Genomic DNA, 14,479 nt, shown 5'->3' with positions numbered 1-14,479 from the left:
AGTAAAATGCTGTAAATATTTGTGAATGCGGAAGGTTCAGCAAGAGAGGGGCAAAAAACGTGACACAAGTCACCGAATTTAGCTTTTCAAAATTTTTTTAGCGGGGGGAGGACTCCCCCCGTCAGATCATTTTACGATGGTTTTCACGCCATCAGCCGTGCCGATCAGCGCAACATCCGCGCCACGGTTGGCGAATAACCCTACTGTTACCACGCCCGGAATGCCGTTGATGGCGTTTTCGAGCGCGATCGCGTCGAGAATTTCCAGGCCATGAACGTCGAGGATCACGTTGCCGTTATCGGTGACCACACCCTGACGGTATTCAGGACGTCCGCCGAGTTTTACCAGCTCACGTGCCACGGCGCTGCGCGCCATTGGGATCACTTCAACCGGCAACGGGAATTTACCCAGAATATCAACCTGCTTGGATGCATCCGCGATACAGATAAATTTATCGGCCACGGAGGCGATGATCTTTTCACGCGTCAGCGCTGCGCCGCCGCCTTTGATCATCTGCATATGCCCGTTGATTTCATCCGCGCCATCAACGTAGATCCCCAGACGGTCCACTTCGTTCAGATCGAAAACGGTAATGCCGAGGCTTTTCAGCTTTTCCGTGGAAGCATCGGAGCTCGAAACCGCGCCCTCGATTTGCCCCTTCATCGTGCCCAGCGCATCGATAAAGTGTGCCGCCGTCGATCCCGTACCCACACCGACGATAGTACCCGGTTGCACGTACTGGAGCGCGGCCCATCCTACTGCTTTTTTCAGTTCATCCTGCGTCATGATCGTTTTGCCTGTGGTATGAAAACTTAGGGCGCATTATAGAACACGTGAGGTGGAATTCGTCTGCCACAAAGGGAAAATTGTGTCATAGTGCAGATTAAGCAAAATTAAGGAGTAAGCCAGAGCAATGAAACGTCCGGACTACAGAACACTACAGGCACTTGATGCAGTTATTCGTGAACGCGGTTTTGAGCGCGCAGCGCAAAAGCTGTGTATTACTCAGTCCGCCGTATCGCAGCGTATCAAACAGCTTGAAAACATGTTCGGGCAGCCACTGCTGGTGCGTACCGTGCCACCGCGTCCAACAGAGCAAGGACAAAAGCTCCTCGCCCTGCTGCGTCAGGTTGAACTGCTGGAAGACGAATGGCTGGGTGATGAACAAACGGGTTCTACGCCGTTGCTGCTGTCGCTGGCGGTCAACGCCGACAGTCTGGCAACCTGGCTGCTGCCCGCCCTCGCCCCGGTCCTGGCCGATTCCCCTATCCGTCTTAATCTGCAGGTTGAAGATGAAACCCGCACCCAGGAACGCCTGCGTCGCGGTGAAGTGGTCGGGGCGGTCAGTATTCAGCCTCAGGCACTGCCAAGCTGCCTGGTCGATCAACTGGGCGCGCTGGATTACCTGTTTGTCGGTTCAAAAGCCTTTGCGGAGCGCTACTTCCCCAATGGCGTCACCCGCGCCGCGCTGCTTAAGGCACCTGCCGTGGCGTTCGACCATCTGGACGATATGCATCAGGCTTTCCTGCAACAAAACTTTGACCTGCCACCGGGCAGCGTGCCGTGCCACATCGTGAACTCGTCTGAGGCCTTCGTGCAGCTTGCGCGTCAGGGAACCACCTGCTGCATGATCCCGCACCTGCAGATTGAAAAGGAGTTGAAAAGCGGTGAGCTGATTGATTTGACGCCGGGGCTGTATCAGCGCCGGATGCTTTACTGGCACCGTTTTGCGCCGGAAAGCCGCATGATGCGCAACGTCACCGACGCGCTGCTGGCATACGGGCACAAGGTGTTGAGACAGGATTAATCGCTTGAATTCCCTCTCCCACAGGGAGAGGGTTAGGGTCAGGGCAAATTACTGCGCCTTAGCCGTCTCAGTTTGCTGAGTTTGCGTCGGCTCCAGCTGGAACACCACATCAACCTGATCGTCGAACTGAATGGTCGGCTGCTCATAACTTTCCTGAGCAGATACCGGCGCCGCATCGGCTTTCATCATCCGTACCATCGGGCTTGGCTGATAGTTAGAGACGTGGTAACGCACGCTATACACCGGGCCGAGCTTACTCTTAAAGCCAGCGGCCAGCTGCTGCGCCTGATGCATCGCATCGTCAATTGCCGCTTTACGCGCTTCGTCTTTGTATTTCTCCGGTTGCGCAACGCCCAGTGAGACGGAACGAATTTCGTTCAGACCCGCCTTCAGCGCGCCATCCAGAAGGGAGTTCAGCTTATCCAGCTGGCGGACGGTCACCTCAACGCTACGCACCGCGCGATAGCCTTTCAGGATACTTTTGCCGTTCTGGTAGTCGTAATCGGGCTGAGTACGCAGGTTCGCAGAGCTGATGTCTTTTTTGGCAACACCGTTCTGCTCCAGGAAAGAGAGATATTGCGCAACACGATCGTCAGCCTGCTTCTTGGCGGAAGCGGCATCCTTCGCGGCCACGTTGACTTCAATTGCCAGCGTCGCAACATCCGGTACCGCATCCACGCTGGCGGTGCCGGAAGTGACGATGTGCGGACCATTTGGCAATTCATTCGCCTGAACAGACACCGCACCCAAACTTACTAATGCCGCCAGGGCCATCACGTTAAACTTCACTGTCATTCCTCCATGTTGCGAAGAGTGCCCTAACAACAGGGCGCATGCCAGCAAGCTTAGCGGGTCCTGCTCAGTTGTCCATAAGACAACGCTTAGTTGAACAATCCCTGAACATGATGAATCCCCTCTTTCGCCAGCTGAAAGGCAATGACCCACATCACCACGCCCACCAGCGTGTTGATGATCCGCTGGGCTTTGGCGGTACGCAAACGGGGTGCCAGCCACGCCGCCAGAATGGCGAGGCCAAAGAACCAGAGGAAGGAGGCGCTCACCGTGCCCAGGGCAAACCAGCGCTTCGGCTCAACGTCCAGTTGCCCACCCAGGCTCCCGAGCACCACAAACGTGTCGAGATAGACGTGCGGGTTAAGCCACGTTACCGCCAGCATGGTGACGATGATCTTCCAGCGCCCCTGCTTCATCACTTCGGCGCTCGCCAGCTCCAGGTTACTGCTCATTGCCGTTTTTAACGCACCGAATCCGTACCACAGCAGGAAGGCGACCCCGCCCCAGGTCACCAGCGCCAGCAGCCAGGGTGACTGCATCAGCAGCGCACTCCCGCCAAAAATCCCGGCACAAATCAGCAGTAAATCGCTTACCGCGCACAGCAGGGCAATCATCAGATGATACTGGCGGCGAATCCCCTGGTTCATGACAAACGCATTTTGCGGACCGAGGGGAAGGATCATGGCTGCGCCTAACGCAAGCCCCTGAAAATAATACGATAACATGACATTTATCTCGCAGAATTGTCTTTGGAGCAGACTATACTGCGAGAAGAACATTAGAGGAAATTGATAATATTAATTGGGTATTAGCATAGCTAATAAAATAAAAGCCCGGTGGCGCTAGCGCTTACCGGGCCTACGGGAGACGTTATTCGGCTTCTTTTACTTTTTTGACGTTTACGTCCATCTGCGGATACGGGAAGCTGATGCCGTTAGCGTCAAACTCGCGCTTAATGCGCTCCAGCACGTCCCAGTACACGTTTTGCAGATCGCTGCTTTTGCTCCAGATACGCACCACGAAGTTTATAGAGGAAGCACCCAGCTCGTGCAGGCGCACGGTCTGCTCTTTGTCCTTCAGAATGCGATCGTCGGAGGCGATGATGTTAGCAATCAGCGATTTCACCTGATCAATATCGGAATCATACGCCACGCTGATAATTAACTCGTTACGGCGCACCGGCTCGCGAGAAAAGTTAATAATGTTGCCCGCGATGATTTTCCCGTTCGGGACCACCACGATACGCCCGTCAACGGTACGCAGAGTGGTAGAGAAAATTTGTACCTGCAGTACGGTACCGGCAATGCCGCCCAGATCAACATACTCACCGGAACGGAATGGACGGAAGGTGACCAGCAGTACGCCTGCCGCCAGGTTCGAGAGCGAGCCCTGTAACGCCAGACCAATAGCCAGACCCGCGGCACCAAGCACGGCGATCACCGATGCCGTTTGTACCCCCACGCGCCCCAGTGCAGCAATCAGCGTAAACGCGATGATGCCATAGCGCACCAGCGCAGAGAGAAAGTCAGCCACCGTAGCGTCAATGTGTCGCGCTACCATCACCCGGTTGACCGCATTCGATACAATACGCGCCACGATCATCCCGACGATGATGATGGCAATCGCCGCGACGATATTCACGGCGTAGCTCAGCAGCAGCGCCTGGTTGCGCACCAGCCAGTTACCGGCGTTATTGATGCTGTCTACAACATCGAGTTGTTCCATTTATTCTTCCTTTTGTTAAACCAAAACACAAATCCATCCCTCATGGAGACAGGCAGGTCCGTAAAGGGTAAACAAAAAGCGCAAGTTTTGCCAAACAGATCACAAAAACCGGTCTGACAGGGTCTTGAAAAAGCATAAAAAAAGGCCCGCGTTTGCGGGCCTCCTGATGCTGTCAGCAGCTCAAATTACAGAACGTCGATCGCGTTCAGCTCTTTGAATGCCTGCTCCAGACGGGTCACCATGGACGTCTGCGCTGCGCGCAGCCATACGCGTGGATCGTAGTATTTCTTGTTCGGCTGGTCTTCGCCTTTCGGGTTGCCCAGCTGGCCCTGCAGGTAAGCTTCGTTCGCTTTGTAGTACTGCAGGATACCGTCCCAGGTTGCCCACTGGGTGTCGGTATCGATGTTCATTTTCACTACGCCGTAGCTTACGGAGTCTTTGATTTCCTGAGCAGAAGAACCGGAACCGCCGTGGAAGACGAAGTTCAGGCTGTTGTGCGGCAGGTTGTGTTTCCTGGACACGTATTCCTGAGAGTCACGCAGGATGGTTGGGGTCAGAACCACGTTACCTGGTTTGTAAACGCCGTGTACGTTACCGAAGGACGCTGCAATGGTGAAGCGTGGGCTGATTTTGCTCAGCTCGGTGTAAGCGTAATCAACGTCTTCTGGCTGAGTGTACAGAGCAGAAGCGTCCATGTGGCTGTTGTCCACGCCGTCTTCTTCACCGCCGGTGCAACCCAGTTCGATTTCCAGGGTCATGCCCATTTTGGACATGCGCGCCAGGTATTTGGAGCAGATCTCGATGTTCTCTTCCAGAGACTCTTCAGACAGGTCGATCATGTGAGAAGAGAACAGTGGCTTACCGGTAGCCGCGAAGTGTTTTTCACCCGCGTCCAGCAGACCGTCGATCCACGGCAGCAGTTTCTTCGCGCAGTGGTCAGTGTGCAGGATAACTGGAACACCGTAGTGTTCAGCCATCTGGTGTACGTGGTGCGCACCAGAGATAGCGCCCAGGATTGCAGCACCCTGAGGAATGTCAGTTTTCACGCCTTTACCTGCGATGAACGCAGCGCCGCCGTTAGAGAACTGTACGATAACCGGTGCTTTAACTTTTGCAGCGGTTTCCAGTACGGCGTTGATGGAGTCAGTACCCACGCAGTTAACTGCTGGCAGAGCAAAGTTGTTTTCTTTAGCTACCTGGAACACTTTCTGAACGTCATCACCAGTGATCACGCCAGGTTTTACGAAATCAAAAATTTTAGACATGTTGCTTAGTCCTGTATCTTCGGCCGTTAGAAAAGGTGCGAGCTCTTAAAGCGCGCTGAAAATTGGGCAGGTTTCCCTGCCCTTGAATGGCTTACTTCTTAGCGCGCTCTTCGAGCATTGCTACTGCTGGCAGAACTTTGCCTTCCACGAATTCGAGGAATGCGCCGCCACCAGTGGAGATGTAGGAGATTTTGTCAGCGATACCGAACAAGTCGATTGCTGCCAGGGTGTCACCACCGCCTGCGATAGAGAATGCTTCGCTGTCTGCGATAGCGTTAGCAACAATTTCAGTCCCTTTACGGAAGTTCGGGAATTCGAACACGCCAACAGGACCGTTCCACAGGATAGTTTTTGCGTTTTTCAGGATTTCAGCCAGTTTCTGTGCAGAAACGTCGCCCAGGTCCAGAATCTGCTCTTCATCTTTGATGTCGTTTACAGATTTCAGGGTAGCAGTCGCCGTTTCGGAGAACTCAGTGGCAACGCGAACATCGGTCGGAACCGGGATATCACAGGTACCCAGCAGGCGTTTGGCTTCGTCAACCAGGTCTGCTTCATACAGGGATTTACCCACGTTGTGGCCCTGAGCGGCAACGAAGGTGTTCGCGATACCACCGCCAACGATCAGCTGGTCAGCGATTTTAGACAGGGAATCCAGAACTGTCAGTTTGGTAGAAACTTTAGAACCACCCACGATGGCAACCATTGGACGAGCAGGCTCTTTCAGTGCTTTACCCAGCGCATCCAGTTCCGCAGCCAGCAGAGGACCAGCGCACGCAACGTCTGCGAATTTACCGATACCGTGGGTAGACGCCTGCGCACGGTGTGCAGTACCGAATGCATCCATTACGAATACGTCGCACAGCGCCGCGTATTTTTTGGAGAGTGCTTCGTCGTCTTTCTTCTCGCCTTTGTTGAAGCGAACGTTTTCCAGCACCACCAGCTCACCGGCAGCCACTTCCACGCCATCCAGGTAATCTTTCACCAGGCGAACCGGGCTGGACAGTTTGTCTTTCAGGTAATTAACAACCGGCAGCAGAGAGAACTCTTCGTTGTACTCGCCTTCAGTTGGACGACCCAGGTGGGAGGTCACCATCACTTTCGCACCCTGCTTCAGAGCCAGTTCGATGGTTGGCAGAGATGCACGGATACGCGCGTCACTGGTCACTTTGCCATCTTTAACTGGCACGTTCAGATCCGCACGGATGAAAACGCGTTTACCAGCCAGATCCAGATCGGTCATCTTAATTACAGACATGGTGAATCCTCTCGTTGATTCTTAAAGTTTTGCAGACGCACGATGCGTCTTACCTGAAACCTTTAGCGGCCATTGCTAACGTGGTGTCGAGCATTCGGTTAGCAAAGCCCCATTCGTTATCACACCAGACCAGCGTCTTGATAAGGTGTGCGCCACTGACGCGCGTTTGCGTGCCATCAACAATGGCGCTGTGCGGGTCGTGGTTAAAATCCACTGAGACCAACGGTAATTCCGTATAGTCAACTATACCATGAAATGCCCCCTGTGCCGCTTTTTGCAGCAACAGGTTGACTTCACAGGCTTTTACCGGTTTTTTTACCGTCACGCTGAGGTCAATTGCGGTGACGTTTATCGTCGGTACACGCACGGCAATCGCTTCAAAACGGTCATTAAACTGCGGGAAAATTCGGGTGATCCCGGCAGCCAGTTTTGTGTCCACCGGGATGATTGACTGGCTCGCAGCACGCGTGCGTCGTAAATCCGGGTGGTAGGCGTCGATGACCTGCTGATCGTGCATGGCGGAGTGAATCGTGGTCACGGTGCCGGATTCAATGCCATATGCATCGTCTAACAGTTTAATGACCGGAATAATGCAGTTGGTGGTACAGGAGGCGTTGGAGACAATACGGTGTTCGGCTTGCAGCTCATGCTGATTGACGCCGAAAACGACCGTTGCGTCGAGGTCGTTACTGCCGGGATGAGAGAACAGGACTTTTTTCGCGCCGGCGGTGAGATGCGCTTCGCCGTGTTCGCGGTTGCCATATACGCCGGTACAGTCAAGCACCACATCCACACCCAGTTCACGCCACGGTAGCGCGGCAATACTGCGCTCATGCAGTACGCGGATCGTATCGTCACCGACAAACAGCTGATCCCTTTCCTGGCGCACGTCCCAGGCAAAGCGTCCGTGGCTGGTGTCATATTTCAATAAATGCGCCATGCCCGCAGCATCCGCCAGTTCATTGATTGCCACCACGGTAATTTCCGCCCGACGCCCGGATTCATATAAAGCACGAACCACGTTGCGCCCGATGCGACCGAAGCCATTAATCGCTACGCGTACGGTCATAGATCTCCTGCAAAGCTATCCCTGAGTTCGAGGTGGCTGAAAGAGTAATCCAGCTACGCCCGAAGGGGAATCTTTGCTATCACAAACTGCGATTGATTGGTCAATTGTCGAACATTTAATCGACTGAAACGCTTCAGCAAGAATAAGCGAATCGGGGAATAAAAGGAATGTCTGTCCAGATGAATAAGCGAGCTATATGACTTGCGTCACATTTTAGGTGGAATAATGCTTACAAAAAAGCCGGGTGGCGCGCTAGCGCTTACCCGGCCTACTTTCGAGCCATTTGTAGGCCCGGTAAGCGTAAGCGCCACCGGGCAAAACGGCAATTACAGCAGTTCTTTCGCCTTAGCGACAACGTTCTCAACGGTGAAGCCGAACTCTTCGAACAGCTGCTCTGCCGGAGCAGATTCACCGAAGGTGGTCATACCGACGATAGCACCGTTCAGGCCCACGTATTTGAACCAGTAGTCAGCGATACCCGCTTCAACCGCCACGCGTGCGGAAACGGCTTTAGGCAGTACGGATTCACGGTAAGCAGCATCCTGCTTGTCGAACGCATCGGTAGACGGCATGGAAACCACGCGCGCTTTAACGCCTTCGGCAGTCAGTTTGTCCCAGGCTGCAACAGCCAGCTCAACTTCAGAACCGGTTGCGATGAAGATCAGCTCTGGCTGTCCCGCGCAATCCTTCAGCACGTAGCCACCGCGGGCGATGTTCGCCAGCTGCTCTTCGGTACGATCCTGCTGCGCCAGGTTCTGACGGGAGAGGATCAGCGCGGTTGGACCGTCCTGACGCTCAACGCCGTATTTCCATGCCACTGCAGATTCCACCTGGTCACATGGACGCCATGTGCTCATGTTCGGGGTGACACGCAGAGAAGCAACCTGCTCTACCGGCTGGTGAGTTGGACCATCTTCGCCCAGACCAATGGAGTCGTGGGTATAAACCATCACCTGACGCTGTTTCATCAGCGCAGCCATACGCACGGCGTTACGGGCATATTCCACGAACATCAGGAAGGTAGAGGTGTACGGCAGGAAACCACCGTGCAGGGAGATACCGTTCGCGATAGCGGTCATACCGAATTCACGTACACCATAATGGATGTAGTTACCGGCCGCATCTTCGTTGATTGGCTTAGAGCCAGACCACAGGGTCAGGTTAGACGGTGCCAGGTCAGCGGAGCCGCCGAGGAATTCTGGAAGCCATGGACCGAACGCTTCGATCGCATTCTGAGACGCTTTACGGCTGGCGATTTTAGATGGGTTCGCCTGCAGCTTAGCGATGAACTCGTTCGCTTTTGTGTCGAAGTCAGACGGCATTTCACCTTTCATACGACGGGTGAATTCAGCCGCTTCCTGTGGGAAGGCTTTAGCGTAAGCCGCGAACTTGTCGTTCCAGGCCGCTTCTTTCGCCTGACCCGCTTCTTTGGCATCCCACTGGGCATAGATTTCAGATGGGATTTCGAATGCAGGGTGTTTCCAGCCCAACGCTTCACGGGTCAGCGCGATTTCCGCGTCGCCCAGTGGCGCACCGTGGGAATCGTGGGTGCCCGCTTTGTTCGGAGAACCGAAGCCGATGATGGTTTTGCACATCAGCAGGGATGGTTTGTCAGTGACCGCACGCGCTTCTTCTACTGCACGTTTAATCGAGTCAGCATCGTGGCCATCAACGCCACGCACAACGTGCCAGCCGTAGGCTTCGAAACGTGCCGCAGTGTCATCAGTGAACCAGCCTTCAACATGACCGTCGATGGAGATACCGTTGTCGTCGTAGAACGCAACCAGTTTGCCCAGCTTCAGGGTACCTGCCAGGGAACACACTTCGTGAGAAATGCCTTCCATCATGCAGCCGTCGCCCATGAACGCGTAGGTGAAGTGGTCAACAATGTCGTGACCAGGACGGTTGAACTGCGCCGCCAGGGTCTTCTCAGCAATCGCCATACCCACCGCGTTCGCAATACCCTGACCCAGTGGGCCGGTCGTGGTTTCAACACCTGCGGTGTAACCCACTTCCGGGTGACCCGGAGTTTTGGAGTGCAGCTGACGGAAGTTTTTCAGCTCTTCGATAGGCAGATCGTAGCCAGTGAGGTGCAGCAGGCTGTAGATCAGCATTGAGCCGTGGCCGTTAGACAGCACGAAACGGTCGCGGTCAGCCCATGCCGGGTTCTGCGGGTTGTGGTTCAGGAAATCACGCCACAGGACTTCGGCGATATCAGCCATACCCATAGGGGCCCCTGGGTGGCCAGATTTGGCTTTCTGTACTGCGTCCATGCTCAGCGCACGAATAGCATTAGCAAGCTCTTTACGTGAGGACATTTTAACTCCAGATCGGACTGTTAAAGGCCATGCCCTTGACGACAGCGCGTTTTGGGCTACGCCGGAAAAAAGTGCCAACAATGTAACCCAAGCGGCATGCCATGTACATGGAGCATTCTTTTGCCGCTTAAGAAATCTCTGGATCATGCTCGCATGTTGCGCAATCTGCTCGCCCGGGCCCGTCGATATTCCTTATACTTAGCCCGACCCCGGCTTCGCTGTCGGTGTACTTTTCGGATTTTATTCAGATTAACGAGTACGGAAGCAACCTCATGAAAATGCGTGCATTAGTGCTGGCCCTGGGTACAACGTTCCTGCTGAGCGGTTGTCAGAATATGGATTCTAACGGCCTGATGTCCTCAGGCGCAGAAGCTTTTCAGGCCTATTCCCTGAGCGACGCGCAGGTTAAAGCCCTGAGCGACCAGGCCTGTAAAGATATGGATGGAAAGGCTACGATTGCCCCGGCCAACAGTCCCTACACGCAGCGTCTGAATAAAATTGCCTCTGCGCTTGGCGATAACATTAACGGTCAGCCGGTGAACTATAAAGTGTACGTCGCGAAAGACGTGAACGCCTTTGCCATGGCGAACGGCTGTATCCGCGTTTACAGCGGGTTAATGGACATGATGACCGACAACGAAGTGGAAGCGGTGATCGGCCATGAAATGGGCCACGTTGCCCTCGGCCACGTGAAGAAAGGGATGCAGGTCGCCTTAGGCACTAACGCCATCCGCGCGGCGGCGGCTTCTGCGGGCGGTATTGTGGGCAGCCTGTCCCAGTCACAGCTTGGCGATGTGGGCGAAAAGCTGGTTAACTCCCAGTTCTCTCAACGTCAGGAGTCCGAAGCGGATGACTACTCCTACGATCTGTTGCGCAAACGCGGTATCAATCCAGCAGGTTTAGCCACCAGTTTTGAAAAGCTGGCTAAACTGGAAGCCGGACGTCAAAGCTCCATGTTTGATGATCACCCGGCCTCAGAAGCGCGTGCACAACATATTCGCGACCGTATGGCCGCAGACGGAATTAAATAATTTTGGAAGGAGGCAAATTTGCCTCCTTTTTATTTCGCATGAATTGCTAACTTAACCGCACATATCGGTAACACCCACAAAAGCCCCGTCACACCTGCCCTTCACCATTGAAATGCCTGGTCACATAATTATTGCAATCGGTTACTTTTCGGGTAATTATCGAATCCGCAGTAATTCAAATTAATATATTAAGACAGAGACGTTCCCTCCGTGAAAAAAGAATTATCGTTAGTTGCGTTAAGCATATTTGTCACATTACCTGCCGTTGCAAGCCAACAATCAGACAGCCAGGGTTTTATTAATGACAGCCATTTAGATCTGTTTTTACGCAATGCGTATATCAGCCGTGATTATCATCAGGGCCAGCAGGATAAAGCAGAATGGGGTCAGGGTATCATCGCCACCTTTGAATCAGGTTATACCGAAGGAGTGGTTGGCTTTGGCGTGGACGGCATTGCGCAGTATGGCGTGCGTCTGGACGGTGGCCGCGGTAAGAGCGGCGCAGGTGGCATTGACTTCTTTAAACAGGAAGACGACGGACGCGCAAAATCCGATCTGGCGAAATTTGGCGCGACTGCCAAAATGCGCATCTCGAATACCGTACTCAGCTACGGTAATCAGCGTCCCGAGCTGCCAATCATTAACGCCGACAGCTCCCGCCTGCTGTTTGAAAGCTACACCGGCACCATGCTGACTTCTAAAGAGATCGACGGTCTGGAAATCAACGCCGGTTATTTCACCGACGAGCAGCGTAAAAGTGACGATCGCCACGACAGCGGCCTCAAGGGCTTCTCCTTCGGCGGGGCGAGCTACCAGTTCAATGACCAGTTCAGCGGCGCGCTGTACGCCTCCCATAATGAAGAGGTGATGAACAAGCAATATCTGGGCATGAATTTCAAACAGCCGTTCAGCACTGGCCAGCAGCTGGTACTCGATTTTAACGGCTACAACTCGCGTCTGGATCAGGGCTACGCAGACAGCCTCGACACGGGCCGCAGCAACACCATCTGGAGCCTGGCGGCGAGCTACATCTGGGATATCCATACGTTCAAAGTGGCGTACCAGCAGAGCAGCGGAAGCACCGGCTACAACTATGGCGGCTACCGCGACCAGGGCGGTGTTGGTGACGGCGGCAACACCATCTGGCTGGCGAACTCCTACTGGTCTGATTTTAATGGTGAAGACGAACGTTCATGGCAGGCGTCTTACGGGCTGGACTTTGGTGGTCTCGGTTTGCCGGGTCTGAGCTGGACCACCGCCTACGTGCGTGGCGACAACATTAAAACCGCTGAAACCAGTAACGGCAAAGAGCATGAATGGTTTAACCAGATCCAGTATCAGGTGCAGGACGGCCCGGCGAAAGATCTGAAGCTGAAACTGCGTTATTCCGTACTGCGCGTCTCCAGCAACGCCAGCGATTACAACGTGGGCGGGGATGAGATCCGCGCTTATGTGGAATACCCGTTTAACGTGTTCTGAGTTTGTCCCCTCACCCTACCCCTCTCCCAAAGGGAGAGGGAACGCCATCACCCTCTCCCTTTGGGAGAGGGCCGGGGTGAGGGAAAAACAGCTAGTAAAGCGTCTTCTGCGGCGGCCCGGCAAACTTCAGCGCGCCAATTTGTCCCATCCGCACTTCCACTACCGACGGTCCCGGCATCGCCAGCGCTTCCGTCATCACCGCATCAAAATCCTCTGCCCGCTCAACGCTCCATGCCTGCAGGCCAATCGCCTGTGACAACAGGGTAAAGTCCGGCGTATGCAGCTCGTTATAGTACTGACGGCCACCGAAATACTTGTCCTGTATACCGCGCATAACGCCGTAGCCGCCGTCATTCATGATAAGCAACGTCACGTTGGCCTTCTCCTGCGCCAGTGTCGCCAGTTCGCCCAGATTCAGGCTCAGACCGCCGTCCCCCACCAACCCCACCACTTTGCGCTGTGGGTTGGCAATCGCGGTGCCAATCGCCATCGGCAGGCCCATGCCAATTGCCCCGGCCAGAGAGTGAATATTCATCAGCGGCCCCCTGGCGCGGAACAGTCGGCTGCCCCACAAGCTACCGGAAACGGTAATATCGCGCACCAGCAGACCATCTTCAGGTAGCGCTTTCTCTATGGCATCGTTGAGTTGCGCATAGACGCCGCACTGTTCACGCAGCCCACGTTCTGCCTGTGTCACCGCCTCCTGAACCAGACCATCCCACTGAGCATTCCCCCATTCACGCCCCTGTGCTTTTTCAGCCAGCGCGCTCAGCAACGCTGAGCAGTCGGCTACCAGCGTGTTATCCATCAGATAGTTACGGCTTGCCGCCGCCGGGTCGATATCGATCTGTACGCGCGGAGAAGGCAGCTCGAGCGTCCATGAACGGGTCTCATTGCTGCGCAGACGTGAACCGGCGATCAGCGTAAAGTCACACTGCGCGATCAGCGCTTCAACCGATGGCGAGTTGTGGAATGCCCGCAGGCTGGCGCGATGGCTGTCCGGCAGCACGCCGCGCGCGTGAGTACTGGAGATCACGGTGATACCTGCATCCGCCAGCTTTTTCACTGCGTCCGCGCAGCCCAGCGCACCGCCACCCAGCCACAGCAGCGGCTGTTTCGCCTGCTTGAGTTGCGCCCAAAGCGCATTAACACTCCCGACATCTACCGGCGAAACCGACGCCGGTTTCACCGGAGCGGTCACCAGCGACAGCGGAATTTTCGCCCCCTGAATATCAATCGGGATCTCCACGGAGACCGGCCCGCACGGCGGCGTCTGCGCCTCCTGAATCGCTTTATGCAAAATCGCTATCGCCTGACTGGCGTTGCTGATGCGATACGCCCGTTTTGAGCTGGCCTTCAGGAAAGTCAGCTGGTCGCGGGTTTCATGGATAAACCCGGTGTCGGCATCCAGCCAGGCTTTTTCTACCTGCCCGGTCAGGTGCAGCAGCGGCGTGCAGGCGTTCATCGCCTCCACCAGCGCGCCTACGGCGTTACCCGCGCCCGCGCCGGTGCTGGTCAGCGCCACGCCAAGGCCGGAAAAACGTCCATGGGCATCAGCCATGGTGACAGACCCCGCTTCGCCGCGTGCCGGTACAAAGCGGATGTTGCCGCGCTGCCCTACTGCATCCGCGATGGGCAGGTTGTGAATGGAGATGACGCCGTAGATGGCCTCAACCTGATACTGCTCCAGCGTTCTGGCGATGGCGTCGCCGACGGTTATCATTTCGCTCATTGCTCA

At 54.9% G+C, this 14,479-nt stretch carries 12 protein-coding genes; 3 read left to right on the top strand and 9 right to left on the bottom strand.

Going from position 1 to position 14,479, the window contains the following annotated elements; translation table 11 throughout:
* Positions 1–126 precede the first annotated feature (126 nt).
* Entirely contained in the window at positions 127–786 is a 660-nt protein-coding gene (gene rpiA / locus AK59_RS0115140; protein WP_013098630.1) for a ribose-5-phosphate isomerase RpiA, read from the bottom strand.
* 127 nt (positions 787–913) lie between these two features.
* Here rpiA and argP point away from each other — a divergent pair, with 127 nt between their 5' ends.
* Entirely contained in the window at positions 914–1,807 is an 894-nt protein-coding gene (gene argP / locus AK59_RS0115135; RefSeq protein WP_008499727.1) for a DNA-binding transcriptional regulator ArgP, read from the top strand.
* A gap of 48 nt (positions 1,808–1,855) precedes the next feature.
* On the opposite strand, the gene AK59_RS0115130 is transcribed toward argP, so the two are convergent.
* The 7 genes from AK59_RS0115130 to tkt form a co-directional block, all read right to left on the bottom strand.
* On the bottom strand, positions 1,856–2,596 hold the full coding sequence (locus AK59_RS0115130; RefSeq protein ID WP_013098631.1) for an oxidative stress defense protein: 741 nt from the start codon (positions 2,594–2,596) through the stop codon (positions 1,856–1,858).
* Between the two features lie 92 nt (positions 2,597–2,688).
* Positions 2,689–3,324 carry an arginine exporter ArgO gene (gene argO, locus AK59_RS0115125; RefSeq protein WP_013098632.1) on the bottom strand — a complete coding sequence of 212 codons (636 nt, stop codon included), beginning with the start codon at positions 3,322–3,324 and terminating at the stop codon, positions 2,689–2,691.
* Positions 3,325–3,469: 145 nt separating this feature from the next.
* Positions 3,470–4,324: a small-conductance mechanosensitive channel MscS gene (locus AK59_RS0115120; RefSeq protein ID WP_013098633.1), complete on the bottom strand. Its 855-nt coding sequence runs from the start codon at positions 4,322–4,324 to the stop codon at positions 3,470–3,472.
* Between the two features lie 185 nt (positions 4,325–4,509).
* Positions 4,510–5,589, bottom strand: a complete 1,080-nt coding sequence (fbaA, locus tag AK59_RS0115115; protein ID WP_029883150.1) for a class II fructose-bisphosphate aldolase — start codon at positions 5,587–5,589, stop codon at positions 4,510–4,512.
* 91 nt (positions 5,590–5,680) lie between these two features.
* Positions 5,681–6,844 carry a phosphoglycerate kinase gene (gene pgk / locus AK59_RS0115110; RefSeq protein ID WP_013098635.1) on the bottom strand — a complete coding sequence of 388 codons (1,164 nt, stop codon included), beginning with the start codon at positions 6,842–6,844 and terminating at the stop codon, positions 5,681–5,683.
* A 49-nt stretch (positions 6,845–6,893) separates the two neighbouring features.
* Positions 6,894–7,913: an erythrose-4-phosphate dehydrogenase gene (gene epd, locus AK59_RS0115105; protein ID WP_014833195.1), complete on the bottom strand. Its 1,020-nt coding sequence runs from the start codon at positions 7,911–7,913 to the stop codon at positions 6,894–6,896.
* 326 nt (positions 7,914–8,239) lie between these two features.
* On the bottom strand, positions 8,240–10,231 hold the full coding sequence (gene tkt / locus AK59_RS0115100) for a transketolase (protein WP_029883149.1): 1,992 nt from the start codon (positions 10,229–10,231) through the stop codon (positions 8,240–8,242).
* 272 nt (positions 10,232–10,503) lie between these two features.
* Here tkt and AK59_RS0115095 point away from each other — a divergent pair, with 272 nt between their 5' ends.
* On the top strand, positions 10,504–11,262 hold the full coding sequence (locus AK59_RS0115095) for a M48 family metallopeptidase (RefSeq protein ID WP_013098638.1): 759 nt from the start codon (positions 10,504–10,506) through the stop codon (positions 11,260–11,262).
* Between the two features lie 210 nt (positions 11,263–11,472).
* Positions 11,473–12,741 (top strand): OprD family outer membrane porin, encoded by a 1,269-nt coding sequence (locus AK59_RS0115090; RefSeq protein WP_013098639.1) that lies wholly within the window; start codon positions 11,473–11,475, stop codon positions 12,739–12,741.
* Positions 12,742–12,832: 91 nt separating this feature from the next.
* Here the strand turns inward: AK59_RS0115090 and AK59_RS0115085 are convergent, their stop codons facing one another.
* Entirely contained in the window at positions 12,833–14,473 is a 1,641-nt protein-coding gene (locus AK59_RS0115085) for a thiamine pyrophosphate-binding protein (protein ID WP_029883148.1), read from the bottom strand.
* Positions 14,474–14,479: the final 6 nt, after the last annotated feature.

The sequence above is a fragment of the Enterobacter sp. T1-1 genome, assembly GCF_000710795.1.
Lineage (GTDB): Bacteria > Pseudomonadota > Gammaproteobacteria > Enterobacterales > Enterobacteriaceae > Enterobacter > Enterobacter cloacae.
Note: the sequence above shows the minus strand (reverse complement) of the source record. Positions and strands in the feature narration are given on the sequence as shown.

What these genes read in the sequence shown, in the direction of transcription:
- rpiA (WP_013098630.1), bottom strand. Translation starts at nt 786, where the DNA reads ATGACGCAGGATGAACTGAAAAAAGCAGTAGGATGGGCCGCGCTCCAG.
- argP (WP_008499727.1), top strand. Translation starts at nt 914, where the DNA reads ATGAAACGTCCGGACTACAGAACACTACAGGCACTTGATGCAGTTATT.
- argO (WP_013098632.1), bottom strand. Translation starts at nt 3,324, where the DNA reads ATGTTATCGTATTATTTTCAGGGGCTTGCGTTAGGCGCAGCCATGATC.
- AK59_RS0115120 (WP_013098633.1), bottom strand. Translation starts at nt 4,324, where the DNA reads ATGGAACAACTCGATGTTGTAGACAGCATCAATAACGCCGGTAACTGG.
- fbaA (WP_029883150.1), bottom strand. Translation starts at nt 5,589, where the DNA reads ATGTCTAAAATTTTTGATTTCGTAAAACCTGGCGTGATCACTGGTGAT.
- pgk (WP_013098635.1), bottom strand. Translation starts at nt 6,844, where the DNA reads ATGTCTGTAATTAAGATGACCGATCTGGATCTGGCTGGTAAACGCGTT.
- epd (WP_014833195.1), bottom strand. Translation starts at nt 7,913, where the DNA reads ATGACCGTACGCGTAGCGATTAATGGCTTCGGTCGCATCGGGCGCAAC.
- tkt (WP_029883149.1), bottom strand. Translation starts at nt 10,231, where the DNA reads ATGTCCTCACGTAAAGAGCTTGCTAATGCTATTCGTGCGCTGAGCATG.
- AK59_RS0115095 (WP_013098638.1), top strand. Translation starts at nt 10,504, where the DNA reads ATGAAAATGCGTGCATTAGTGCTGGCCCTGGGTACAACGTTCCTGCTG.
- AK59_RS0115085 (WP_029883148.1), bottom strand. Translation starts at nt 14,473, where the DNA reads ATGAGCGAAATGATAACCGTCGGCGACGCCATCGCCAGAACGCTGGAG.